Source organism: Microbacterium nanhaiense (genome assembly GCF_014646015.1).
In the GTDB taxonomy this organism is placed as follows: domain Bacteria; phylum Actinomycetota; class Actinomycetes; order Actinomycetales; family Microbacteriaceae; genus Microbacterium; species Microbacterium nanhaiense.
Genome location: NZ_BMMQ01000005.1, coordinates 104906 through 129546, shown reverse-complemented (window position 1 = coordinate 129546; position 24641 = coordinate 104906). Strand labels below are relative to the sequence as shown.

19 protein-coding genes, 1 tRNA gene and 1 other RNA gene are annotated in these 24641 nt (G+C 69.9%); 4 read left to right on the top strand and 17 right to left on the bottom strand.

All coding sequences use genetic code 11. The features are described 5' to 3' along the window. Positions 1 to 15: 15 nt before the first annotated feature. From IEX05_RS09485 to ffs, 15 genes are all read right to left on the bottom strand, one after another. The gene (locus IEX05_RS09485; RefSeq protein WP_188701227.1) at positions 16 to 429 is read right to left on the bottom strand and encodes a VOC family protein; all 414 of its coding nucleotides are present in this window, start codon (positions 427 to 429) and stop codon (positions 16 to 18) included. Positions 430 to 439: 10 nt separating this feature from the next. Beyond that, the gene (locus IEX05_RS09480; RefSeq protein WP_188701494.1) at positions 440 to 835 is read right to left on the bottom strand and encodes a helix-turn-helix transcriptional regulator; all 396 of its coding nucleotides are present in this window, start codon (positions 833 to 835) and stop codon (positions 440 to 442) included. Between the two features lie 229 nt (positions 836 to 1064). Next, positions 1065 to 2084: a UDP-glucose 4-epimerase GalE gene (gene galE / locus IEX05_RS09475; RefSeq protein ID WP_188701226.1), complete on the bottom strand. Its 1020-nt coding sequence runs from the start codon at positions 2082 to 2084 to the stop codon at positions 1065 to 1067. A 9-nt stretch (positions 2085 to 2093) separates the two neighbouring features. Continuing rightward, positions 2094 to 2756, bottom strand: coding sequence for a thymidine kinase (locus tag IEX05_RS09470; protein ID WP_188701223.1), 663 nt, complete (start codon positions 2754 to 2756; stop codon positions 2094 to 2096). A 173-nt stretch (positions 2757 to 2929) separates the two neighbouring features. Then, on the bottom strand, positions 2930 to 4375 hold the full coding sequence (mqo, locus tag IEX05_RS09465; protein ID WP_188701221.1) for a malate dehydrogenase (quinone): 1446 nt from the start codon (positions 4373 to 4375) through the stop codon (positions 2930 to 2932). 67 nt (positions 4376 to 4442) lie between these two features. Next, positions 4443 to 5501 (bottom strand): aspartate-semialdehyde dehydrogenase, encoded by a 1059-nt coding sequence (locus IEX05_RS09460; RefSeq protein WP_188701219.1) that lies wholly within the window; start codon positions 5499 to 5501, stop codon positions 4443 to 4445. A 215-nt stretch (positions 5502 to 5716) separates the two neighbouring features. Beyond that, on the bottom strand, positions 5717 to 6172 hold the full coding sequence (locus IEX05_RS09455) for a GNAT family N-acetyltransferase (protein ID WP_188701217.1): 456 nt from the start codon (positions 6170 to 6172) through the stop codon (positions 5717 to 5719). A 71-nt stretch (positions 6173 to 6243) separates the two neighbouring features. Beyond that, complete coding sequence (locus tag IEX05_RS09450; protein ID WP_188701215.1) at positions 6244 to 7548, bottom strand: aspartate kinase; 1305 nt, start codon at positions 7546 to 7548, stop codon at positions 6244 to 6246. Between the two features lie 86 nt (positions 7549 to 7634). Then, complete coding sequence (gene recR, locus IEX05_RS09445; protein WP_188701213.1) at positions 7635 to 8228, bottom strand: recombination mediator RecR; 594 nt, start codon at positions 8226 to 8228, stop codon at positions 7635 to 7637. A 15-nt stretch (positions 8229 to 8243) separates the two neighbouring features. Beyond that, positions 8244 to 11129, bottom strand: a complete 2886-nt coding sequence (locus tag IEX05_RS09440; protein ID WP_188701211.1) for a DNA polymerase III subunit gamma and tau — start codon at positions 11127 to 11129, stop codon at positions 8244 to 8246. A gap of 34 nt (positions 11130 to 11163) precedes the next feature. Beyond that, positions 11164 to 13626: a glycoside hydrolase family 65 protein gene (locus IEX05_RS09435; protein ID WP_188701209.1), complete on the bottom strand. Its 2463-nt coding sequence runs from the start codon at positions 13624 to 13626 to the stop codon at positions 11164 to 11166. Continuing rightward, positions 13623 to 14363 (bottom strand): HAD family hydrolase, encoded by a 741-nt coding sequence (locus tag IEX05_RS09430; RefSeq protein ID WP_188701208.1) that lies wholly within the window; start codon positions 14361 to 14363, stop codon positions 13623 to 13625. The genes IEX05_RS09435 and IEX05_RS09430 overlap by 4 nt, the downstream gene beginning before the upstream one ends. 51 nt (positions 14364 to 14414) lie before the next feature. Further along, positions 14415 to 15608: an acetate/propionate family kinase gene (locus tag IEX05_RS09425; protein WP_188701206.1), complete on the bottom strand. Its 1194-nt coding sequence runs from the start codon at positions 15606 to 15608 to the stop codon at positions 14415 to 14417. Positions 15609 to 15610: 2 nt separating this feature from the next. Further along, positions 15611 to 17716, bottom strand: a complete 2106-nt coding sequence (gene pta, locus IEX05_RS09420; RefSeq protein ID WP_188701204.1) for a phosphate acetyltransferase — start codon at positions 17714 to 17716, stop codon at positions 15611 to 15613. 51 nt (positions 17717 to 17767) lie between these two features. Continuing rightward, an RNA gene (gene ffs / locus IEX05_RS09415) (signal recognition particle sRNA small type) lies at positions 17768 to 17864 on the bottom strand. 49 nt (positions 17865 to 17913) lie between these two features. Between ffs and IEX05_RS09410 the strand changes: the two genes are divergently transcribed. Genes IEX05_RS09410 through IEX05_RS09400 form a run of 3 tightly spaced genes read left to right on the top strand, consistent with a single transcriptional unit; the run spans position 17914 to position 22099 of the window. Then, positions 17914 to 18882: an AAA family ATPase gene (locus tag IEX05_RS09410; RefSeq protein ID WP_188701202.1), complete on the top strand. Its 969-nt coding sequence runs from the start codon at positions 17914 to 17916 to the stop codon at positions 18880 to 18882. Next, a complete protein-coding gene (locus IEX05_RS09405; protein ID WP_188701200.1) occupies positions 18879 to 19961 on the top strand; it encodes a DUF58 domain-containing protein in 1083 nt (360 codons plus the stop codon). The genes IEX05_RS09410 and IEX05_RS09405 overlap by 4 nt, the downstream gene beginning before the upstream one ends. Further along, complete coding sequence (locus IEX05_RS09400) at positions 19958 to 22099, top strand: transglutaminase TgpA family protein (RefSeq protein ID WP_188701198.1); 2142 nt, start codon at positions 19958 to 19960, stop codon at positions 22097 to 22099. Before IEX05_RS09405 ends, IEX05_RS09400 begins: the two co-directional genes overlap by 4 nt. 37 nt (positions 22100 to 22136) lie before the next feature. Here the strand turns inward: IEX05_RS09400 and IEX05_RS09395 are convergent. Together IEX05_RS09395 and IEX05_RS09390 are read right to left on the bottom strand one after the other, a co-directional pair. After that, a tRNA-Ser gene (locus tag IEX05_RS09395) sits at positions 22137 to 22228 on the bottom strand. A 61-nt stretch (positions 22229 to 22289) separates the two neighbouring features. Then, positions 22290 to 23519 (bottom strand): PQQ-binding-like beta-propeller repeat protein, encoded by a 1230-nt coding sequence (locus tag IEX05_RS09390; protein WP_188701196.1) that lies wholly within the window; start codon positions 23517 to 23519, stop codon positions 22290 to 22292. Positions 23520 to 23595: 76 nt separating this feature from the next. Between IEX05_RS09390 and IEX05_RS09385 the strand changes: the two genes are divergently transcribed. Continuing rightward, positions 23596 to 24585 (top strand): aldo/keto reductase, encoded by a 990-nt coding sequence (locus IEX05_RS09385; RefSeq protein WP_188701195.1) that lies wholly within the window; start codon positions 23596 to 23598, stop codon positions 24583 to 24585. Positions 24586 to 24641 lie beyond the last annotated feature (56 nt).

Genomic DNA, 24641 nt, shown 5'->3' with positions numbered 1-24641 from the left:
CCTCCCCGCGGGCGGTCACACCTGGCGCAGTCGCACCGTGTTTCCGGCGGGGTCACGGAAGGCGCAGTCGCGCACGCCGTACGGCTGGTCGGCGGGCTCCTGGATCACCTCCGCGAGCGGGTGCGCCTGGATCCGCGCGAAGTCGGCGTCGACGTCGTCCGACGCGAGCAGGATCCAGCCGAAGCTGCCCTTCGCCATGAGGTCCGAGATCGTCTCTCGCTCGGTGTCCGAGAGTCCGGGGTCTGCGAACGGGGGCTGCAGGAGGATGCACGTGTCGGGCTTGCCCTCGGGGCCGACGGTGATCCATCGCATGTCGCCCTGGCCGACCTCGCTTCGCACCTCGAAGCCGATGGCGTCGCGCCAGAACGTGAGCGACGCTTCCGCGTCGACGAGCGGAAGAGCAGTGGTGTGAATGGTCATCTGTGTCATGGGCACCACGTTATCGAGGCGCCAGCGGCGGCGCTTCTCGATTCCTGACCGGTCTCGCCGCCTGCTTGACCACGCAGGACGGCAGGTGCTGCGGATCCGTTCTCGCGCGCTCGCGGAACTCGCTCGGCGACATTCCGACGAGTTCTCGGAAACGGGTGCTGAAGGTCCCGAGAGACGAGGATCCGACCGCGAAGCACGCCTCCGTCACGCTCACGTCTCCGCGCCGCAGGAGGGCCATCGCCCGTTCGATGCGCCGCGTCATGAGGTACGAGTAGGGAGACTCCCCGTATGCCTTCTTGAACGCGCGACTGAGGTGCCCCGCCGACATGTGCACGAGGCGGGCGAGCTGCTCGACGTCGAGAGGCTGCGCATAGTCGCGGTCCATCGCGTCCCGCACCCGCCGCATCGCCACGAGCTCAGGATTCAGCTTCACCCGTCATCACCTCCCACCAAGCAAGATACCCGCGCGGAGCCAACAGACGAGCGGCCGAGACGAAGTTTTGCGAGAGGGAGCCTCGGGCTGGCACGAAAGGGGATCCGTGGTAAAAAACCACGGATCCCCTTTCGTGCCTGGGCGCCCGCTGAGCGACCGAAGCAAAATTTCTTCTCGGCCGCGGACGCTACCAAAACGACACTCAGCCCTCGTATCCGCCCGGGTTCTTCTGCTGCCAGTTCCAGACGTCGCGCGTCATGTCGTCGATGGTGCGGGTGGCCTTCCAACCGAGCTCGCGCTCGGCCTTCGCGGGGGTGCAGTAGGTCGCGGCGAGGTCGCCCTCGCGGCGCGGCTTGATCGACTTGGGCAGATCCTTGCCTGCGGCCTTTTCGAAGGAGGCGACGAGCTCGAGAACGCTGACGGGGTTGCCGGTGCCGAGGTTGTACGAGGCGAGGCCGGGCTGCGCCTTCTCGAGCGCCTTGACGTGGCCCTCGGCGAGGTCGACGACGTGGATGTAGTCGCGCTGGCCGGTGCCGTCGGGGGTGTCGTAGTCGTCGCCGAAGATGCCGATCTCGGGGAGCTTACCGACGGCGACGCGCGCGACGAACGGCATGAGGTTGTTCGGGATGCCCTTGGGGTCTTCGCCGACGAGGCCGGATTCGTGGGCGCCGACCGGGTTGAAGTAGCGCAGCAGCGTGACGTTGAGCTCGGGATTCGCCTTCTGCACGTCGGTCAGCGCGACCTCGTTCATGAGCTTCGACTTCGAGTACGGGTTCGACAGCTCGACGAGGTTGCGGGTCGCGTCCTCGGTGAAGGGCAGGTCCGCGGGGTCGGAGTACACGGTGCCGGTCGACGAGAACACGAACGACGTGATGCCGCGTGCGAGGCCGACGCGCAGCAGCGCGTAGGTCGTGTCGAGGTTGTTGGCGTAGTACTCGAGCGGCTTCTGCACCGACTCGCCGACGGCCTTGAGCGCCGCGAAGTGGATGATCGCCTCGAAGGGGCCGTGCTCGTCGAAGGCGCCCTCGACGACCTCGTCGTCGGCGGCGTCGCCCGTGACGAGCGGGATGCTCGTGCCCGTGATCTCGGCGATGCGCTCGGTCACGACGGCCGAGGTGTTCGACAGGTCGTCGAGCAGAACGGGCTCGTGCCCGGCCTCGATGAGGGCGATCGCAGTGTGGGTTCCGACGTATCCGGCTCCGCCGGCAAGAAGTACGCGCATGCCTCCACCCTACCGGGGTGTCAGCACTCCCCCAGATTCTTCGAGGTAGCACGCGCCGCACAGCGACTCATATGTCACGAAGTGTTCGTTCCGCACCGCGGCCGTGGCCGCGTCGATCGCCACCTGGTCGCCGTCGAAGACGAACTCGCCGCCGATCTTCCGGGCGTTGAACAGCGCCTTGCGCCCGCACCGGCAGATGGTCTTCAGCTCCTCGAGCGAGTGGGCGACCTCGAGCAGCCGCGCGGATCCGGGGAACGCCTCGGTCTGGAAGTCCGTGCGGATGCCGTAGGCCATCACCGGGATCCCGTCCTCGACGGCGATGCGGAACAGGTCGTCGATCTGCGCTCGCGTGAAGAACTGTGCCTCGTCGACGAGCAGGCAGGCCACGTCCGCGCGGTTCTCGCCGCCGAAGAGCGCGTCGGATCCCCGCATGCGGATCCGTTCGCGTTCGTGCGCGAAGAGCTCCCGGATGTTCGCGTCGGGGGCGACGAGGAAGTCGACCTCGCGCGTGACGCCGAGGCGCGACTCGATCTTCTCCGCACCCTTGGTGTCGATCGCGGGCTTGGCGAGCAGCACGGCCTGTCCGCGTTCTTCGTAGTTGTACGCGGCCTGCAGCAGGGCGGTCGACTTACCGGAGTTCATCGCGCCGTAGCGGAAGTAGAGTTTGGCCACCGATCCACCTTAATTCGTCGGGCGCGCGCACGCCGCGCCGGCCCGTTCTGCGGACATGGTCCCGCACTGCGGAGGATCCAGCTCCGCGGATCCGCGATTCGGGGCCCGCTCCGCGGTACCGGGGCAGAAAAAAGTCGCCGCCGGAGTGGATCCGGCGGCGACTCTTCGTGATCTCAGACCAGGAGGCCGAGCTTCTCGGCCGTCTTCGTCTCGGTCGCCACCGCGAGGTCGACCTTGTCGTTCAGCGTCTCGCCGTAGGTCGGGATGAGTTCCTTGAGCTTCGGCTCCCACGCCGCCGTGTGCTCGGGGAAGCATTTCGCGATCAGGTTCAGCATGATCGAGACCGTCGTGGAGGCACCCGGCGATGCGCCGAGGAGGCCCGCGATGGATCCGTCGGCCGAGGAGACGACCTCCGTGCCGAACTGCAGCTTGCCGCCCTTCATCACCTGGGCGCGCTGGCCCGCCTGGATGAGTTCCCAGTCCTTGCCGTCGGCGGTGGGCATGAACTCGCGGAGGCTGTCGATCTTCTTCTCGCGGCTCTTCATCAGCTCGCTCACGAGGTACTTCACGAGGTCGAGGTTCGTCGCGCCGACCTTGAGCATGGATCCGAGGTTCGACAGGCGCACCTGGCGCACGATGTCGAGCCAGCTTCCCGTCTTCAGGAACTTGGGGCTGAAGGTCGCGAAGGGACCGAACATGAGCGATCCCTCGCCGTCGACCTTGCGCGCGTCGAGGTGCGGGACGGACATCGGCGGGGCGCCGACCGCAGCCTGCGAGTAAACCTTGGCCTGGTGCTGGGCGACGAGCTTCGGATCGGAGGTCTTCAGGAACTGGCCGCCGATCGGGAACACGCCGTAGCCCTTGATCTCGGGGATCCCCGAGCTCTGCAGCAGCTTGATTGCCCAGCCACCGGCTCCGACGAACACGAACTTGGCGTTGATGCGACCCGGGCCGCTGCCGACGCGGTTGCGGAAGCGGATGTCCCACGTCCCGTCGGACTTCTTCTTCAGCTTCTTCACCTCGTGGTTCAGGCGAACCTCGGCGCCCTGGGAGCGCAGGTAGTCGAAGAGCTGGTGGGTGACGGATCCGAAGTCGACGTCGCTTCCGGCGGGAACGCGCGTCGCCGCGAAGACCTCGCCCTTGGTGCGCTTCTGCATCAGCAGGGGCGCCCACTGGTTGATGACGCGCGAGTCCTCGCTGTATTCGATGCCCTTGAACAGCGGCTGCTTCTTCAGCGTCTCGTAGCGTGCCTTGAGGTAGGCGACGTCCTTCTCCCCGCGCACGAAGGTCATGTGCGGCGTGGAGTTGATGAAGGTCGACGCCTCGTTGAGGATGCCCCGGTCGATGAAGCTCGACCACAGCTGGCGGCTGACCTGGAACTGCTCGTTGATGCCGATGGCCTTCGCCGGATCGGCGGGGTCGGGCATGTAGTTCAGTTCGCACAGTGCCGAGTGTCCGGTGCCCGCGTTGTTCCAGGGGTTCGAGCTCTCGAGCGCGACGTCGCCGAGACGCTCGAAGGCCACGATCTTCCAGTCGGGCTGCAGTTCTTTGAGGAGAGTGCCGAGGGTGGCGGACATCACGCCGCCGCCGATCAGCACGACATCTACGGATTCAGTCACGGTCTACCACCCTACTCCTGGCCGCCTGGGCGCGCGTTCCATGCCCAGGCGGCCAGCGATGTCGGTCTTATGCCTCAGCGATGACGAGTTCGGCGATCTGCACGGTGTTTAGGGCCGCGCCCTTGCGCAGGTTGTCGTTCGAGATGAACAGCGTCAGGCCCTTGCCCTCGGGAGCGGACTGATCGGGCCGGATGCGCCCGACGAAGCTCGCGTCCTTGCCCGCGGCGTTCAGCGGCGTGGGAACATCGGCGAGCTCGACGCCCGGCGCGGTCGACAGGATCTCGCGGGCGCGCTCTGCCGAGATGTCGTCGCGGAACTCGGCGTTGATGTTGAGGGAGTGCCCCGTGAACACCGGTACACGCACGCAGGTGCCGGAGACGCGCAGCTCCGGAAGCTCGAGGATCTTCCGGCTCTCGTTGCGCAGCTTCTTCTCTTCGTCGGTCTCGCCGAGTCCGTCGTCGACGAGGTTGCCCGCGAGCGCGATCACGTCGAACGCGATGGGGGCGACGTAGTTGTTCGGCGCCGGGAAGTCGATCGCGGATCCGTCGTGCGCGAGCTGACGGATCGCGCCCTGCGCGACCGCGTCCTCCACCTGGCCGGCCAGCTCCTCGACACCGGACAGGCCGGATCCGGACACCGCCTGGTACGTCGAGACGACGAGGCGCTCGAGCCCTGCCTCGGCGTCGAGCACCTTCAGGACGGGCATCGCGGCCATGGTGGTGCAGTTCGGGTTGGCGATGATGCCCTTGACGGCGTTCTTGATCGCGTGCGGGTTGACCTCGCTGACGACGAGCGGAACCTCGTCGTCGCCGCGCCACGCGCTCGAGTTGTCGACGACGGTGGCGCCAGCGGCCGCGAACCGAGGAGCGTGCTGCTTCGAGGGGCCACCGCCCGCCGAGAACAGGGCGACGTCGATGCCGGCGAGCTCCTCGCTGTTGATGTCTTCGACCGTCACCTCGACGCCGCGGTAGCTCAGCGTCTTGCCCGCGGAACGCGGCGAGGCGAACAGGCGCAGCTCGCGAATCGGGAAGTCGCGCTCGTCGAGAATCTCGAGCAGCTTGCCACCGACCTGACCGGTGGCGCCGACGACGGCGAGCGAAACTCCTGATTCAGCAATGCGTGCCATGGGGGATCCTCGTGATTCGGGGACGGAAATTTCCTCGATTCTACCGGCGTCGCGGCCCTCCCCGATCCGCCGCCGAAACATGGCGACCCCGCCCGTACACAACGCCCCGTACACAACGACGCAGATTTTGCGAGGAAGTGGCGCTTATCGCGGCGTGTCACGCAATTCCGCCAAATAGTTGCGTCGTTGTGTACGGCGGCGGCGGCTTCGGGTTGCTAGGGCTTCGGCGCGGCGATGTAGGTGTAGAACGGCACCCGGTCGGCGACGCGGTTGTAGAGGCGCTGCGCGTCGACGTTCGTCTCGGAGGTAATCCAGCGGACCTCGCTCAGGCCTTCCTCGCTCGCGATCCGCTGCAGGTTCGCGATCAGCGCGGATCCGATCCCGGATCCGCGTAGCTCCGGATCCGTGAAGAGGTCGTCGAGGAAGATGGCGGTCGCGCCCCGCGAGGGGCGGGCGAAGCGGCGCCAGTGCGCGATCGCGACCCGTCGACCGCCGCTCGCGGCGACGTGGCCGACGAGTTCGTGTGCGGGATCCATGAGCCAGCCCCACACGGTGTCGATCACGCGCTCGTCGTGCTCCATGCCGTAGAAGTCGCGGTAGGCGCGGAAGAGCCCGCCCCACGCTTCGCGATCGGCGGGGGCGACGGGACGGATCTCGATCTCGGCGGTCATGCGCCTCAGCCTACGGATCTCGCGCCTATACGCGTAACGCCGCCCCTGGGGGCGGCGTTACGCGGGGTGTCTCAGCGACCGGTGCCGGCGTAGACGGTCGCCTCGATGTCGCTGTCGAGGCCGTAGGCCGTGTGCACGGCGCGCGCGGCGTTGTCGAGGTCGGTGTCGCGGAGCACCACCGAGATGCGGATCTCGCTGGTCGAGATCATCTCGACGTTGATGCCGTTGCTCGAAAGCGCCTCGAAGAGGGTGAGCGAGACGCCCGAGTGCGAGCGCATGCCGGCGCCGACGACGGAGAGCTTGCCGATCTGATCGTCGAAGACGACCTGCTCGTAGCCGAGGTCCTCCTGCTCGGCCTGCAGCTGCTTTGCGACGGCGGCGCCCTGCTCCTTGGGGAGCGTGAAGGAGATGTCGGTGCGGCCGCGGCTCGCCGACTGCACGTTCTGAACGATCATGTCGATGTTCGCGCCCGCCTTCGCGACGCGGGTGAAGATCGCCGACGCGGATCCGGGAACGTCGGGCACGCCCACGAGGGTGATCTTCGCCTGGCTGCGGTCGATCGCGACTCCCGCGACGACGGGCTCTTCCTTGCCGATGACGTCGGACATTTCTTCTCCCTTGGACTGGTTCGGGGCGGTCATTCCCTTGCCGAGAACGTACGTGCCCTCGTTCGAGGTGAACGTGGAGCGGGCGTGAATGAGGACATTGTGCCGGCGCGCGTACTCGACGGCGCGGATGTAGAGCACCTTCGCGCCGTTGGCGGCGAGCTCGAGCATCTCGTCGGCGTCGATGGTGTCGAGCTTCTTCGCGAGCGGCACGACCCGCGGATCGCAGGTGAAGATGCCGTCGACGTCGCTGTAGATCTCGCAGACGTCCGCGCCGAGGGCCGCGGCGAGCGCGACGGCCGTCGTGTCGGATCCGCCGCGACCGAGGGTCGTGATGTCGCGGGTATCGCGGTTGAAGCCCTGGAAGCCGGCGACGATGACGATCGCCCCCTCGTCGAGTGCTTCGCGCAGGCGCACCGGAGTGACGTCGAGGATGCGGGCCTGGCCGTGCTCGGCGGTCGTGATCATGCCCGCCTGGCTTCCGGTGAACGAGCGGGCCTCGTAGCCCATGCCGTGAATCGCCATCGCGAGCAGAGCCATGGAGATGCGCTCGCCGCTCGAGAGGAGCATGTCGAGCTCGCGCGGCGCCGGCGTCGGGGCGACGGCCCCCGCGAGGTCGAGCAGGTCGTCGGTCGTGTCGCCCATCGCGCTGACGGCCACGACGACGTCGTTGCCGGCCCGGCGGGTGTCGACGATTCGCTTCGCGACGCGCTTAATGCTCTCTGCGTCCGCGACCGACGAACCACCGAACTTCTGCACGATCAATGCCACTATGACGCTCCTGGAGTGATCAGAATGCGCGCTGAACCGCGCGCTCCCGCTAGTTTATGCCGTGGCCCGGCTAACTCAGAATCGGCCTACGCCGAGCGGCGGCCCGCGAAGGCGCGCCCGAGGGTGACCTCGTCGGCGTATTCGAGGTCGCCGCCGACGGGCAGGCCGGAGGCGAGACGGGTGACCGCGATCTGCATGTCGCCCATCAGCCGGCTGAGGTAGGCGGCGGTCGCCTCTCCCTCGAGGTTCGGGTTCGTGGCGAGAATGATCTCCTGCACCGTCCCGTCGGCGAGGCGCGTCATCAGCTCGCGGATGCGCAGCTCGTTCGGCCCGACGCCCGCCATCGGATTGATGGCGCCGCCGAGCACGTGATAGAGCCCTCGGAATTCGCGCGTGCGCTCGATCGCCGAGACGTCCTTGGCGTCTTCGACGACGCAGATTAGCGTCTGGTCTCGGCGCGGGTCGCGGCAGATCGCGCACAGTTCCGACTCCGACACGTTGCCGCAGCGCTCGCAGAACTTCACGCGCTCTCGAACCTCGGCGAGGAGCTTCGCGAGCCGGGAGACGTCGAAACTCGGCGTCTGCAGAATGTGGAAGGCGATGCGCTGGGCCGACTTCGGGCCGACTCCCGGCAGGCGGCCGAGCTCGTCGATCAGCTCCTGAACGATTCCGTCGTACATGCGTGGTCTTTCTGGTTACTGGAACCGCGTCGGAGGGGTGTAATCCTCCTCGTGGAGGAAGATGGCGCCGAGCTTCTGACGCACGACGGCCTCGCCGTAGCGCTGCACGCCCTCATCGAGCTGCACCTGACGCGATTGGACGGTCGGCGCGGCGGGCCCGGGCTCTTCCGGCGGGTACTCGTCGTACGGATCCGGCGGGACCTCGTCGTCGGGGATCGCCTCGCCCGCTCCCGTGAACGGCGGAGGGGCGACGGCGGGGGCGCCGTAACCGGAAGCCGCCGGTGCCGGCGGAGTCTGGGCCTCGGGCGCGACCGGACCCTGTACGGCCGGGCGCTGTACGTCCGGATCCTGTGCGGGAGGCTCCGATGCGGGCGGCGTCGGCGCCGGCGGTGCCGGAGTCTCCGAGCCGCGCGCGGGTGCGGGTTCGGGGGCCGCGGCGGGTGGCGCCGCGGTGCTCGAGCCTCCCGGGATCGGGGCGACGACCCAGCCCGTCGCGGCCGTCGAGGGCGCCGCCGCCGAGGGAACGGCGGATGGCGCGGTCGTGGATGGCGCGGTCGCGGACGGTTCGGTTGCGGACGACGCCCTGGGAGCTGGCGGCGCGGCAGGGGCGCCGCCCGCCGGCGGGTCCTGGGGTCCCGCGGTGCCGCCGGGGCCGCCGTCGCCCGGGATGTGCTTGGCGACGAAGCGCACGCGCATGCCGCAGACCTGCTCGATCGCGTCGCGCAGATCCGCGCTCGGACCGGATCCGTCGGCCGCTCGCGTCTTGAACTGGGCCAGGTCGCCCGGGTTCGTGAACGCCAGGCGCACGATGTCGTCCTGCACGCCCGCCGGCGATGCCGCCTGCAGCACGAGCCACGTCGAACGGCTCGCGCGTTCGACCTGCGCAATCACCCGCGGCCACGCCTCGCGCAGCGAGTCGCTCGTGAGCGGGGCGGGCTCGGACGCATGCTCCTGCGCGGGAACGTCCGCGGTGTCTGCATCGGAAGCAGTGTCGGCCTCGGGCGCGATGTCGGCCTCGGGCCCGGTGTCTGCATCGGACGCGGCGCCCTCCTGCCCCGGAGCGGCGGTCGCCCATGCGGCGCCCGGCACCTCGTCCGCGACGGGCTGTGCGGCAGGAGCAACGGGCCCCCGCGCACTGCCGGCCGCGGTTTCCTCGGCCGCGGCCACCCGCGACGATTCGTCGCTGGTGACGGGCGGCGCCGATTCGTCGTCGTGCGCCTGCCGCGCCTCGTCGCCGTTCGCTTCCTGAGGAACGGGGCGGGCCTGGGGAGCGGCGTCGTCGTGCGCGACGGGCGGCGCGACCGCCTCGGGCGTCTCGGTCTCCGGGCGCGGGGCGGCGGACGGCGCAGCAGCCGGGCGCGGGGCGACGGGCGGCGCGGCCGTGGTCGGCGCGGCAACGGGTGGCGTAGCAGCTGTGGGCGCCTCAGCGGGCGGCGCCGTCGCCGTCGGAGGCGCAACGGGAGACGCAGCGGCCGTCGGCGCGGCAACAGGCGGCGCGGCAGCCGTCGGAGCCGCAACGGGAGACGCAGCCGCCATCGGCGCGGCAACAGGAGGAGCGGCAGCCGTCGGAGCCGCAACGGAAGGCGCGGACGACACGGGACCGCTCGAAGGCGCGTTCGGCGCGCCCGCCTGCGCCATAGCGCCGGAGGGCGCGGCGGCCGGCGCCATCGCCTTCTGCTCGTTCTCCGCCGCAGACGCGTGCGCGGCGGGAGCGGAAGCGACAGGTTCGGAGGCGGCTGCCGCGGGCGCACCGGACACACCCGGAGCGGATGGTGCCGGAGCGGACGCCGCGGGAACGGCGCCGTCGGCCGTCAGCACGCGCGCGATCATCAGCTCGAGTTGCAGTCGCGGCGAGGTCGCACCGACCATGCCGTCGAGTGCCGCGCTGACGATGTCGGCCGCCTTCGAGAGCCGCGCGACACCATAGGCCGCGGCCTGCGCCGACATGCGCTCCAACTCGTCGGCGGGCAGGCCGCGCAGCACCGTGGCGGCCTGATCCCCCGTCGCGGCGATCACGATGAGGTCGCGGAGCCGCTCGAGCAGATCGTCGACGAAGCGGCGCGGATCCTGCCCCGTCTGCACGACGCGATCGACAGCCGCGAAGGCGCCGGCAGGGGTGCCCGCGGCGAAGGCGTCGACGACCTCATCGAGCAGCTCGCCGTGCGTGTACCCGAGGAGAGAGACGGCGCGCTCGTACGAGACGGTGGCCCCCTCCGAGCCCGCGATCAGCTGATCGAGGATCGACAGCGTGTCGCGCGGCGACCCCGCACCCGCGCGGACGACGAGCGGAAGCACACCCGGATCCGGCACGATTCCTTCCTCGCCGCAGAGCTTCTCGACATAACCGATCATCGCGGCCGGCGGAACGAGCCGGAACGGGTAGTGATGCGTGCGCGAGCGGATCGTGCCGATGACCTTCTCGGGCTCGGTCGTCGCGAAGATGAACTTCACGTGCGGCGGGGGCTCTTCCACGAGCTTCAGCAGGGCGTTGAAGCCCTGCGGCGTGACCATGTGGGCCTCATCGAGGATGAAGATCTTGTAGCGATCGCGCGCGGGTGCGAAGACCGCGCGCTCGCGCAGGTCGCGCGCGTCGTCGACACCGTTGTGGCTCGCCGCGTCGATCTCGACGACGTCGAGCGAGCCGCCGCCCGAGCGCGACAGTTCGACGCAGCTCGGGCACACGCCGCACGGCGTGTCCGTCGGCCCCTCGACGCAGTTCAGGCAGCGCGCGAGGATGCGGGCCGAGGTGGTCTTTCCGCAGCCGCGCGGGCCCGAGAACAGATAGGCGTGCCCGATGCGGTCCGATCGCAGCGCCGTCATCAACGGATCGGTCACCTGCGACTGGCCGATCATCTCGGCAAAGGTCTCGGGCCGGTAGCGGCGATACAGGGCTGTGCTCACGGAACCAGCCTACGGGGGACGTCCGACAAAGGAGTCAGAGCTCGTCCACCGCCGGCGGCACGATCGCGTTCGGGCGGGATCCGTCGTCGCGCCGCGGCCTGCGCAGCGCGGGCTTGCCCGGCCGCACCGGCCCCTGGTCGGCGAGCGGCACGACGACCTTCTCGCCCGGCGCCACCTCGTACCGCATCCCCCGCACCGAGAACGGCACACCGGATCCGCCGCCCATGCGCGCCGCGACCGCGATCTCATCGTGGCGCACCGCGACGTCGATCGTCGTGCCGTGCCAGGTCAGCGGGAAGGACAGTTCGGGCCAGTCCTCCGGCAGGCGCGGGTCGAAGCTCAGCTCGCCGCCGGCATCGCGCATTCCTCCGAAGCCGCACACGAGGCTCATCCAGGCGCCACCCGCCGCGGCGATGTGCACGCCGTCGGACGAGTTGCCGTGCAGGTTCGCGAGGTCGACGTAGAGAGAGTGCTCGAAGTACTCGCGGGCGAGGTCCTGATAGCCGACCTCCGCCGCCATGACCGACTGCGCAACGCCCGACAGCGTCGAGTCGCCCGTGGTCAGCGGGTCGTAGTACTCGAAGTCGGCGAGCTTCTCGGACTCCGTGAACTCGGCGCTCAGGAGGAACTCGGCAAGCACGATGTCGGCCTGCTTGAGCACCTGGAAGCGATAGATGACGAGCGGGTGGAAGTGCAGGAGCAGGGGGCGCTTCGAGGCGGGCGTGTGCTCGATGTCCCAGATCTCGCGCTCGAGGAAGAGCGCGTCCTGCGGGTGGATCCCGGCCTCCTCGTGGAACGGGATGTGCATGGCGCGGCCCGCGGCCTCCCACCGCTCCGCCTCGCCGTCCTCGAGCGACAGCCGATCGGCCATGGCGCGGTAGCGATCCGGCGCACGGTGGGCGATCTGGCGCACCACGTATGCCGCCGCCCGCAGGTTGAAGCGCGCCATCGCGTTCGTGAACAAGTTGTCGTTCACGACCGTCGTGTACTCGTCGGGACCCGTCACGCCATGAATGTGGAAGGTCTCGTCGCGCCAGAAGCCGAGCGTCTCCCAGAGGCGCGCGGTCTCGACGAGCAGGTCGACCCCCTCATTAGCCATGAACTCCTCGTCGCCCGTGGCACGCACGTACTTCACGAGGGCGTAGGCGACGTCGGCGTTGATGTGGTACTGCGCGGTGCCGGCCGCGTAGTAGGCCGAGGCCTCCTCGCCGTTGATCGTTCGCCACGGGATCAGCGCACCGGCCTCGCTCACCTGCGCGGCACGGCGGCGCGCCGCCGGCAACATCGCGGAGCGGGCGCGCAGCGCGTTTCGGGCCCACCACGGCGAGGTGTAGTCGAGAAACGGCATCACATAGATCTCGGTGTCCCAGAAGTAGTGGCCGCTGTACCCGGAGCCGGTCATGCCCTTCGCGGGCACGCCCCAGCCATCCGCACGGGCCGACGCCATCGCCACCTGCAGCAGACACCATCGCGTGGCCTGCTGCAGGTCGTCGTGACCGGCGATCTTGACGTCCGAACGGCCCCAGAAGGCGTCGAGCCACGCGCGCTGCCGCTCGAGGATGCTGTCGAGCCCTGCCGCGAGCGCGCGGTCGATGGTGCGGCGACCGCGGTCGATGAGCTCGGCTGCCGGCACACCGCGAGAGGTGTGGTAGGCAACAAACTTCGTGACCGTGATCGGCACGCCCGCCTTCGCGTTGATGCGGAACACGTTCTTCGCCATGTCCGGCTCGATGAGGCCGCGCGACTCGTGTTCGTTCTCGGTGTCGACAATATGGTCGGCGACGACCGCGAGCGTCATGCCGCTCGATGCCGTGCGATACGACAACGTCGCGCGCGCGCCGTCCTGCCAGTGTTCGTGTGGGATGAGGACGCGATCCGGGATCTGCTCCGACTTGCGGGGATCCGCGACCTCGGCGGTACCGGCCGCGTGCGCCGCCGCCGGGCGGCCACCGTACACGTCCTCGCCATCTTGCCGGTTGATGATCTGACAGTTGACGACAACAGGCGCGTCGGCGTTCAGCACGGTCACGCGCATCTGCAGCACTGCGAGGTGGCGATCGTCGAACGAGACCAGGCGTCGCGATTCGAGCAGCACCTCCTTGCCGGAGGGGGTGACCCAGCGGATCCGCCGGTTCTGCGTCGCGTCGCGGAAGTCGAGGCTGCGCTCGTACTCGGTGATCTCGGCGATGTCGATCGACATCGGCTCGTCGTCGACGTAGACGCGCATGATCTTCGCGTCGGGCACGTTGACGATCGTCTGCCCGACCTCGGCGAAGCCGTAGGCGTTCTCGGCGTGGCGGATCGGCCACGTCTCGTGGAACCCGTTGATGAAGGTGCCGTGTTCGTGCGCGTGCCGCCCCTCGGGATAATCGGCGCGCATGCCGAGGTATCCGTTGCCGATGGCGAAGTTGGTCTCGGTGACGCCGAGATCCGATGCGTCGAAGCGGGTCTCGACGAGCCGCCAGGGGTCGACGGGGAAGCGTTCACGGTCGATCATTCGATTCCTTCCAGCAGGTCGGCGAGGTCGGTGATGATGAGGTGTGCGCCCGCGGCGCGCAGCGCATCCGCGCCCGCACCGCGATCCACGGCGACGACGAGACCGAAGCCGCCCGCGACGCCCGATTCGACGCCGGCGAGGGCGTCCTCGACGACAACGGTCCGCGCAGGCTCCGTGCCGAGTTCCCGCGCTCCCTCCAGGAATACATCGGGCGCCGGCTTCGAGGGCAGGTGGTGCGCCTCGGCGGTGAGGCCGTCGACGATCACGGGGAAACGGTCGATGATGCCGGCGGCCGCGAGCACGGGGCGCGCGTTCTTCGAGCTGGACACGATGGCCACGGGGGTGCCGACATCGGCGAGCGCGTCGAGGAGGGCGAGCGACCCGGGATACGCCGCGATCCCTTCCCTCTCGAGCACGGCGAGGAAGGCGCCGTTCTTCCGATTGCCGACGCCGCAGACGGTGTCGGCGGTCGGCGGATCCGACGGGTGCCCCCAAGGGAGTTCGACGTTGCGGCTGTGCAGCAGCGCGGCGACGCCGTCGTAGCGCTTCTTGCCGTCGACATAGGTGAAGTAGTCGTCGTCCGTGTACGGCGGGGCGATCTGCCACGCCGCGAACAGCTGGTCGAACATGGTCTGCCATGCGCGCATATGCACGTCGGCGGTCGGCGTGATGACGCCGTCGAGATCGAAGAGAACGGCGTCGAAGCCGCTCAGGCGGGTGGCGAGTTGTTCAGTCACGGGTCGTCTCCCGTCGCGGGTGTGGGCGTGCCTTGTTGCCCAGCATAGGGCTCAATCGCGAGCGGCCGCGAACGCCTGGCGGGCGATCTCGACCTCTTCGTCGGTCGGTACGACGAGGACCGCGACGCGGGACGAATCCGTCGAGATGCGGGTGATCTCGCCCCGCCGTGCGCCCTCGTTCCGCTCGGCGTCGAGCTCGACGCCGGCGAACTCCAGGCCGCGCAGCGCCGCCTCGCGAATGTGCGGGCTGTTCTCGCCCACCCCCGCCGTGAAGCTGATCACGTCGGCGCCGCCGAGCTGTGCGAGATACGCCCCGGCATAGGCGCGCAGGCGGTGCGTGTACACATCGATCGCAAGCCGCGCGGCGACGTCTCCGGCCTCCGCGCGTGCCGTCAGGTCGCGCATGTCGTTCGCGCCGGCGAGCCCGACGAGTCCGCTGCGCTTGTTCAGCAGGTCGTCAAGCTCGCGCGTCGTGAGCCCCGCCCGGCGCTGCAGGTGGATGAGGATCGCCGGGTCGATGTCGCCCGTGCGCGTACCCATCACGAGCCCCTCGAGCGGTGTGAAGCCCATCGAGGTGTCTACCGAGCGGCCGCCGTCGATCGCGGCCGCCGAGGCGCCGTTCCCGAGGTGGAAGACGATCTGCTTCAGCTCGGCGAGCGGGCGCCCGAGGTGCGCGGCGGCGGCCTCGCTCACGAACTTGTGACTCGTGCCGTGGAAACCGTAGCGGCGGATCCGGTGCTTCTCCGCCGTCGCCCTGTCGAGCGCGTAGGTATATGCCGCGGGCGGCATGGTCTGGTGGAAGGCCGTGTCGAAGACGGCCACGTGCGGGACGTCCGCGAAGGCGCGGCGCGCGGCCCGGATCCCCTGTAGCGCGCCGGGGTTGTGCAGGGGTGCCAGCACCGAGAGGTCGTCGATGTTGATCTCGACGAGGTCGTCGATCACCGTCGCCTCGAAGAATCGCGCGCCGCCGTGCACGACGCGGTGACCGACGGCGACGGGCGGGTTCTGCTCGAGCGACGGGCCGTGCGCGGCGAACGCATCGATCATGAGGCCGAAGCCCGCGGTGTGATCGGGGATGTCCTGCGAGACCGGGAAGGACTCCCCCGCCGTGCGGTGCTCGGCTCGCCCCTCCCCCTCGCCGATGCGCTCGACGAGCCCGGATGCGAGCACCCGCTCGCCGTCCATCTCGATCAGCTGGTATTTGAAGGACGATGAGCCGCTGTTGACGACGAGGACGACGGGCATGTTCAGCTCTCCTGTGCCTGGATGGCGGTGATGACGACCGTGTTGACGATGTCGTCGACGAGCGCCCCGCGCGACAGATCGTTGATGGGCTTGTTGAGTCCCTGCAGAACCGGCCCGATCGCGATGGCGCCCGCCGATCGCTGAACCGCCTTGTAGGTGTTGTTGCCGGTGTTCAGATCCGGGAAGACGAACACCGTCGCGCGCCCGGCGACGGCGGATCCCGGCATCTTCGCGCGCGCGACCGCGGCGTCCGCTGCGGCGTCGTATTGGATCGGCCCCTCGATCGGAAGCTCGGGGGCGCGCTCCCGCGCGAGCCGGGTCGCCTCGCGGACCTTCTCGACGTCGGCGCCGGATCCGGACTCCCCGGTCGAATAGGAGAGCATCGCGACCCGGGGGTCAATGCCGAACTGCGCCGCGGTCGCCGCCGAGGAGATAGCGATGTCGCTGAGCTGCTCGCTCGTCGGATCCGGGATCACGGCGCAGTCGCCGTAGACGAGCACGCGGTCGGCGAGCGCCATGAGGAAGACGCTCGAAACGACCGAGACCCCGGGCCGCGTCTTGATGATCTCGAACGACGGCCGGATGGTGTGCGCCGTCGTGTGCGCGGCGCCCGAGACCATGCCGTCGGCATCGCCCATGTGCACCATCATCGTGCCGAAGTACGACACGTCCGTGACCAGGTCGGCGGCCTTGTCGTAGGTCATGCCCTTGTGCGCACGCAGGCGGGTGTACTCCGTCGCGAAGCGGTCGACGTACGCCGGGTCGAAGGGGCTGAGCACCCTCGCCGCCGAGATGTCGAGGCCCAGCTCCGTGGCGCGGGAGCGCACATCGGCCGGCTCGCCGAGGATCGTGAGCTCGGCGACGCCGCGCTCCAGCAGGATCGCCGCGGCCTTGAGGATCCGGTCGTCTCCGCCCTCCGGCAGCACGATGTGGCGGCGGTCGCCCCTGGCGCGTTCCATGAGCTGATGCTGGAACATGATCGGGGTGACGACCGTCGCATTCGCGACGCCGAGCACGCGGACAAGCTCCGGAATGTCGACGTTCTGCTCGAAGAGGCGAAGCGCGCGGCTGTACCGCTGCGGGCTCGAGGCGGCGAGCCGCCCCCGTGCCGACATGATGCGCACCGCCGTCGGGTACGTGTCGCCCGAGGTTCGGATGATCGGAATCGACGCCGCGAGCCCGTCAACAAGTCGCTGTAGCGGCTCGGGGATCTCGAAGGGGCCGTTGAGCACGATGCCCGCGAGCGAGGGGAAGGTTCCCGAGCTGTTGGCGCTGAGGGCCGCCAGCAACGCGTCGCCGCGGTCGGCGGCGATGAGCACGACGTCGCCCTCGTCGAGGCGGGGCAGGATGTTAGCCATCGACATTCCCGCCACCGTCACGCCGAGCGCCTCACGGACGAGGAGCGCCTGGTCGCCCTTCACGAGCTCGCCGTCGACGGCGCGCATGACGTCCGCCATCGTCGGCGCGACGAGCAGCCTGTCCTCCGGCAGCGCCCATACCGGCGTGTCCGGCGTGTGCGGGGCGACGGCCGAGACGATCTCGGGCGCCCGCTCCGCATCGGCGCGGTTCACGATCGTCGCCGCGAGCTCCGCGTTGCCGCGGCGCAGCTCGCCCACCGCGAGCGCGGCGAGCTGACCAACCTCACGCGGCGAGCGCGCCTGGGTGGATCCGAGTCGCTCGCTGTGGCCCTGCAGCTGTCGTCCGCCGAGCACGAGCAGCACCGGCGTCGCGAGATTCGCCGCGATGCGCGCGTTGAACGCCAGCTCGGCGGGACTGCCGACGTCGGTGTAGTCGCTGCCGAGCACGACGACCGCGTCGCACTGCGACGAGACGCGAGTGAAGCGGTCGACGATCCGCACGAGGGCCGCTTCCGGATCCGCGCGTACGTCATCGTAGGTGGCGCCGATGCAGTCGTCGTAGTCGAGGTCGACGCCGTCGTGCTCGAGCAGCATCTCGAGAACGTAGTCGCGCTCGGCCGTCGACCGGGCGATCGCCCGGAACACCCCGACCCGGGGCGTGACCCGGCTCAGCGAATCGAGAACACCGAGGGCCACGGTCGATTTGCCGGAATGGCCCTCTGCAGACGTGATGTAGATGCTTCTCGCCACGAAAGCCACGCTACCCCGCCGTGCCGAGCCGCGGACGCGTTTCACAGGCACAAAAAAGACTCTCCGCGTACCCGACAGAGCCCGGTTACCCTTGCTACGTTTCCGTCCTGGGGGAGTTGGCCTGGATGCCGTCACGCGGAGAGCCGATACCAGAGTAACAGGGTCGGGAGTCGGATCCCGACACTAGGCTGGGAGCGATGTCTGAGACGAGGATGAGCCCCGAGCAGTTCCGCGCCGCGACCGAGCAGGTCGCCGCGAATATGCGGCGCGTGATCGATGGGAAGGATCACGCCATTCAGACGGCGCTTATCGCTCTCCTCGCGGAGGGGCACCTGCTCGTGGAGGACGTGCCCGGCGTCGGGAAGACGGTGCTCGCCCGCGCGCTCGCGGCCTCCATCCACGCCGAGGTGCGCCGGATCCAGTTCACCCCCGATCTGCTGCCCGGCGACGTGACGGGCGTGAGCGTGTTCAACCCCGTGAGCCGCACCTTCGATTTCACGCGCGGCGCGGTGTTCGCGAACGTCGTGATCGCGGACGAGATCAACCGGTCCTCGCCGAAGACCCAGTCGGCGCTCCTCGAGGCGATGGAGGAGCGCCAGGTCTCGGTGGATGGGCATTCTCACGCCCTGCCGAGCCCGTTCCTCGTGATGGCCACACAGAACCCACTCGAGATGGACGGCACCTATGCGCTCCCCGAGGCTCAGCTCGACCGGTTCATGATGCGGATGTCGATGGGCTATCCCGATGCCGATGCCGAGCAGCTCATGCTGCGCCAGCGGGACACGGCCAACCCCCTGGCCGAGTTGCGGCCCGTCATCGACCTCGACGGGGTCGCACGCCTGATCGCCTTCGTGCGTCACGTGCACATCTCCCCCGTCGTCGAGCGATACGCCGTCGCGCTCGCCCAGGCGACCCGCGCGCACGGCTCGCTGCGCCTCGGAGCGAGCCCCCGCGCAACGCTCCAGCTCGTCCGGGCGGCAAAGGCGCGCGCGGCGCTGCAGGGCCGCGCCTTCGTCATCCCGGACGACATCGCGAGCCTCGTCCGCCCCGTGTTCGCACACCGCCTGATCCCCGCGCACCGGCACGCGTCGGCGCACGGAACGGATCCGGTGCTCGACGCGCTCCACGAGATCGTGCAGCGCGTCGCCGTCCCCGCCTCGGCATGACGAGCACCGGAGCGCCCTTCCGCCCCACGTGGCGCGGCATCGGCATGCTCCTCGTGGCCGGGACGTTCACGGCTGGCGGCATCGCGTTTTCCCGCGTGGAGCTCGTCTACCTCGCCGCGGTGCTCGTGATCGCACTCGTGCTGTCGTGGGCGACCGTCGCGATCGTCCGGGTGCCGAAGCGCATCGAACGCGTGCTGGGTTCGCCGCTGGCGCCCGTCGGTGAGCCGTTGCGCGTCGTCACACGCTTCGACCCGAGTCGGAGCTTCGACGGCGCCGCCGAACTCGTCTCGTCGGGCCTCGTCGTCAGCGAGACGAGCGTCGGCGAGGAGGGGCTCGTCAGCGTCGTCGTGCCCTCACGCCGCGGCGTGCACCGGCTGGGGCCGCTGCGATTGGAACGGCTCGCGCCCTTCGGTGCGGCGCTTCGCCGCCGATCCGCCGGCGGATCCGTCGACATCGTCGCCGTGCCGCCGATCGTGCCGCTCGCGCCGCTTTCCTCGACGGGATCCACCGGAGACGACGCGACGAGGTCCGGCGCGCAGGGGCAGGGAACGGACAACCTCATCCCGCGCCCCTATGCGCCGGGCGACTCCATCCGGCGGGTCCATTGGCGCGCCTCCGCGCACCACGGCGACCTCATGGTCCGGGAGGAGGAACGGGAGCAGACGGCCTCGGCGACCGTCGTGATCGATACCGCACCGGGAAGCTGGGCCTCCGCGGATGACTTCGATCTCGCGCTCAGCGCACTCGTGTCCGTCGTCGCGCGCCTGCGCGCCGACGGCATCCTCGTCTTTGTGCGGACCTCCGCCGGTTCGTCCCTCGGCGACGTCGCCGCGGCATCCGACCTCGACCGTCTCCTGGAGGCCTGCGCCCGCCTCGAGCCGGTGTCCGCGCCGCCCGCGGCGATTCCCGAGCTCGGCATCGTCGTCGTGATCGGCCCCGGCGCCTGGCCGCCCGCGACTCCCGCCCCGCATCTGCTGCTCACACCCGCCCCCGTCGCAGCCCCGGGGTGGCAGCAGGCGACGCTCGGCGCCGACATCGCCGCGAGTTGGGCCGCCGCGATCGAGGGCGGTGCGCGATGACCCGCCCGCGGATCCTGCCGCACCTCGCCGTTCTCGCGTCGCTCGTCACGGCGATCCTCCCGCTGACGACCCTGCTCGACTCCGGCTGGTTCGGGGCCTCGGTGTCGCTCGTGGCGGTCATCGTGGCCGTGGGGTACGCCGGACGCTGGGTGCGCCCCGGCGTGGGCTTCGGCCTCCAGCTCGTCGCGCTGCTGATCGGGGTGTGGTGGGCGTATCCGGGCCGGCTCGGCGATCTCGTGGGCCTCGGGGGCTGGGGCGTGCCGCGCGTTCTCGAGGGGGCGGCGGCACAGATCATGACGAGCGTCGCGCCCGTCGACGCCGGCGCGCCGCTGCGCTTCGCGCTCGTGACCGCGATCGGGATCCTGGCGATCCTCATCGATGCGATCGCGAACTCGTGGCGTCTGCCGCTCGTCGCCGCGTTGCCCCTTGCGGCGGTCTTCATCGGGCCGCAGCTCGCCGTGCCCCAGGGCGATCACCTCGTCTACGCTGTGGCATTCGCGATCGCCCTTCTGCTGCTCATCGCCGCCCGCGGATCCCGCGAACCGCGGAGGCGGTCATCGCTCGCTGCGGTCGCAATCGTGATCGTCGCCGCCTTCGCCGCCGTCCTCGCCGTGCCGGCCATTCCGTTTGCCCCCACGAGCGGCGTCGCGCTCTACGCCCGCCCGACGAGCGTCAACGTCTCGATCGACCTCGGCGACGACCTGCGCAACCGGTCGAATGTCGAGGTCCTGCGGGTGCGAACGAACCTCGCCGCGGCCCCCTACCTGCGCCTCGCCACGCACACGATGTTCGACGACGACGGCTGGCACGTGGACACGGGCGCGAGCGCACCGCTCGTCGACGGCTTCGACGCGGTCGACATCGACGACGGCATCGAGACGAGCGCTCGCACCACCTGGGTGGATCGGGTGCGCCTCGACACCCAGTACCTCCCCCTGCCCGAGAATGCGGTGTCGGTCGACGGCGTCGGGCGAGAGTGGCAGGTCATGGCGGAGAACCGCACGGCACGCACGTCGACGGATTCGACCCAGGGGCTCGAGTACTCAGTGCGCTCCGTCGAGGTGGTGCCCACGCGCGCGCAATTCGAGAACCTCCGCACGGGAGACGCTCCGGATTTCGCGTTCGACGTGACCCCCGAGGTGGCCGATGGGCCGATCGGTCAGGCGGCGCGCTCCGTCACGGCGGAGGCGCGCACCCCGTACGACCGCGCCGTCGCACTGCAGTCCTGGCTCCGGTCGACGGAGTTCGAGTACTCGCTCGACACCCCCGTGACGGACGGCTTCGACGGCAGCGACGCCGAGGCGATCGAGGCCTTCCTGCAGGTGCGCGAAGGCTACTGCGTGCACTTCGCGAGCGCATTCACCCTCATGGCACGCACCGTGGGTCTTCCCACCCGCATCGCCATCGGGTACCTTCCCGGCACCTCGACGGGCGAACGCGTCGAGGGGCGTGCGGCCTACTCTGTGACGGCGGATCGGCTGCACGCATGGCCGGAGGTCTATTTCTCGGACATCGGCTGGACGCAGTTCGACCCCACCCCGTCCGTCGCGCAGGCGCAGAACGTGACGTCCGCCGATGCCGAGGACCAGCCGGAGCCGGTGGAGACGACCGCGCCGGAGCCCGAGGAGGCGCGCCCCTCCGTCTCCCCCAGCGCAACGGCGTCGGCCACGCCCACCCCGTCCGAGACGGCCGCGCCCGCCGCGCGCCCGTCGCATCTCGACGCGGATCCGTGGTGGATCGCGCTGCTCGCGGCCGGTGTCCTCGTCCTCGCGGCGGCACCCTGGGGCATGCGCCGCGCGATCCGAGCGAGGCGCATGGCGGCGGCGGCGCGCGGAGACGCGCTCGCGGCGTGGCGGGAGGTCGTCGCGATGGTCGACGATGCCCGGATCCCGCGGGGACGCGCCCTGTCCGAGCGCGCGCTCGCCCGCGCGATCCTCGAGGATCCGCGCCTCGGCGGTCCCGCAGCGTCGCGCGTCGATGCGGCCGCGCTCGGCGCGCTCGTCGACGCCGTCGAGCTCGCGCGCTACAGCGGATCCGCGCCGGGCCACGAGGACCTCGCACCCCACCTGCGCGCCCTGTCGCGCGGAATCCGCCCGGCGTGGTGGGGCCTTGTGCCCCGGTCGCTCTGGACGCGGTGACAAGACGAAAGCCCGACCGAATGGTCGGGCTTTCGAATGGCGGTGCCTAGGGGATTTGAACCCCTGATGCAAGTTACCCCGCATACACGGATTCCAGCCGTGCTCCTTAGGCCGCTCGGACAAGGCACCGTGGAATAGTCTACGACATCGTTGCCCGTGCCCTCGACCGCGCGCAGCCCGGGCGTGGCACCTACCCCGCCCGGAACAAGTGGACCGTTCCATCTTCCTCCACCGTCGCGACGGCGCCGTCGCGGGCGTCGACGAAGGATCCCGGGAGGGTTTCCGTCCGCGCCTGGCCCGTGCGGTCGACCGCCAGGACTCCCTCGCCCTGGATCCAGATGTACTCCCCGTCGATCGCCTCGGCGATCCCGGCGCCGTCGCCCGACTCGCCGGGAAGCGCCGCGTTCCCGTCGTAGCTGACGGTCTCCCCCGTGGCATCGACCCAGGCGACGAACTCGTCGCTCACGACCGGATCGACCGGGAAGCGCCCCATCGCGACGACCTCGCCCGTGGCGACGTCGACGATGTCGGCCTCCGGATCCATCGCGGCCGCGTAGCCGGCGCTCGCCTCCCGCGGAATCCAGGTGCCGGATCCGCCCCGCCACCTCTCGGCACCCGTCGCCGCGTCGAACGCGACGAGCGCGCCGTCCTGCTCCCCGAGAATCGCATCGCCCGCGATGCTGACCAGGTGCGCGTCGCGGGTCGCCCAGCGCACCTCGCCGCTCGCCGCGTCGGCAACGAGGGCGACGGTCGTGTCACCGCCCTCGTCCAGTTGCGCGTCGACCTCCACGATCACGCTGTCGGCATTCGCGTCCGCGACGACCGCGTGCAGGCTGATCCCGGAGACGTCGTCGCCGAGGTGATCGGTGAGGTCACTCGTCCACATCACGGCGCCGTCGGCCGGATTGAGCATCGCGATTCCGACGCGATACGGGTCGTCCATGCACCTCGTGCCGCCGCCGCAGAGGTTTCCGAAGATCGGCACGACATACCCCTGCGCCTCGCCCCGCTGCACGGCGCCACCGGCGAACTCCAGCAACCCGCGACCGAACCCGTGGTCGAGCACGAGCTGGTACGACTTGTAGGTCGTGATGTCCCACGCGAGCTCGCCGGATCCCGCGTCCCACGCGTCGACGCCGATGATGTTCTCGGGCCCCGGCCGGGTCGCGAGAAGCCGACCGCCGGCGAGGCCGACGACCTCGGACCGATCCGCCTCCGCATAGCTCGGGGCTCCGGCGAGCTCCACAGGAGACAGCGCGAGGTCCGGCGCAGGCTCTCCCGCGTACGTCGTCGGCGTCTCGGGCGCAGGCGTCGTGGCGTCCGGCCGCGGGGAGGTAAGAGCGTCGCATCCGGACGCGAGCATGACGGCCGCCGCGATCGCGGCGACGGCGTACATTCGCACAGGCTTCTGCTTCAGCACGCCCTCACCGTATCGAACCTTCGTAAGACGGATGCGTCGGTAGGCTGTATCGGACGGCACCAGAGAAGGAGCAGCTGTGGAGAAACGGATCCTCGGACGGACGGGACGCGAGGTCTCGGTCATCGGCCTCGGAACGTGGCAATTGGGTGCCGACTGGGGTCAGCTCAACGAGCTGCAGGCGCTCGATGTCCTCGATGCGGCGGCCGAGTCTGGCGTCACGTTCTTCGACACGGCGGATGTGTACGGCGACGGCCGCAGCGAACAGCGCATCGCGTCCTGGCGGCGCGTCAACCCCTCCTGGCGCGGCACCGTCGCGACGAAGATGATCCGCCGCGCGCCCGCACCCACGTTGCGATACGCCTCCTACGAGGCCTTCCGCGAGTGGACCGACCGCTCCCGCCGCAACCTCGACGTCGACACCCTCGACCTCGTGCAGCTGCACTGCCCCACCGATGACGTGTACGCCGCCGATTTCGTGTTCGATGCGCTCGATGCCCTGGTCGACGCGGGATCGATCGCGGCGTACGGCGTGAGCGTCGAGACGTGCGCACAGGCGCTCTCGGCGATCGCGCGGCCGAACGTCGCGAGTGTTCAGATCATCCTCAACGCGTTCCGGCAGAAGCCGCTCGACGAGGTCCTGCCGGCCGCGCGCGAGGCCGGGGTCGGCATCATCGCCCGCGTGCCGCTCGCGAGCGGCCTCCTGTCGGGCCGGTACACCAAACAGACCACCTTCGCGCCCGATGACCACCGCAGCTACAACCGCCACGGGGAGTCGTTCGACGTGGGCGAGACCTTCGCCGGCGTCGACTTCGAGACCGGCGTCGAGGCCGCCGACGAGTTCGCGCTGCTCGCGAGCCGCATCGGCGCGAATCCCGCGCAGGCGGCGCTGGCGTGGATCGCCGCCCAGCCGGGCGTGACGACCGTGATCCCTGGCGCCCGCACGCCCGAGCAGGCCCGCGAGAACGCGCCGGCCGCCGACCTGCGCACGCTCCCGTCGTCCTTCCTCGAGGGCGTGACGGCGCTGTACGACGAGCGGATCCGCCCACAGGTCCACGATCGCTGGTGATCCCCAGCCTCGTCCCGTCGCCTCTCCCGTTCATATGACACTTATTCCCGGTTGAG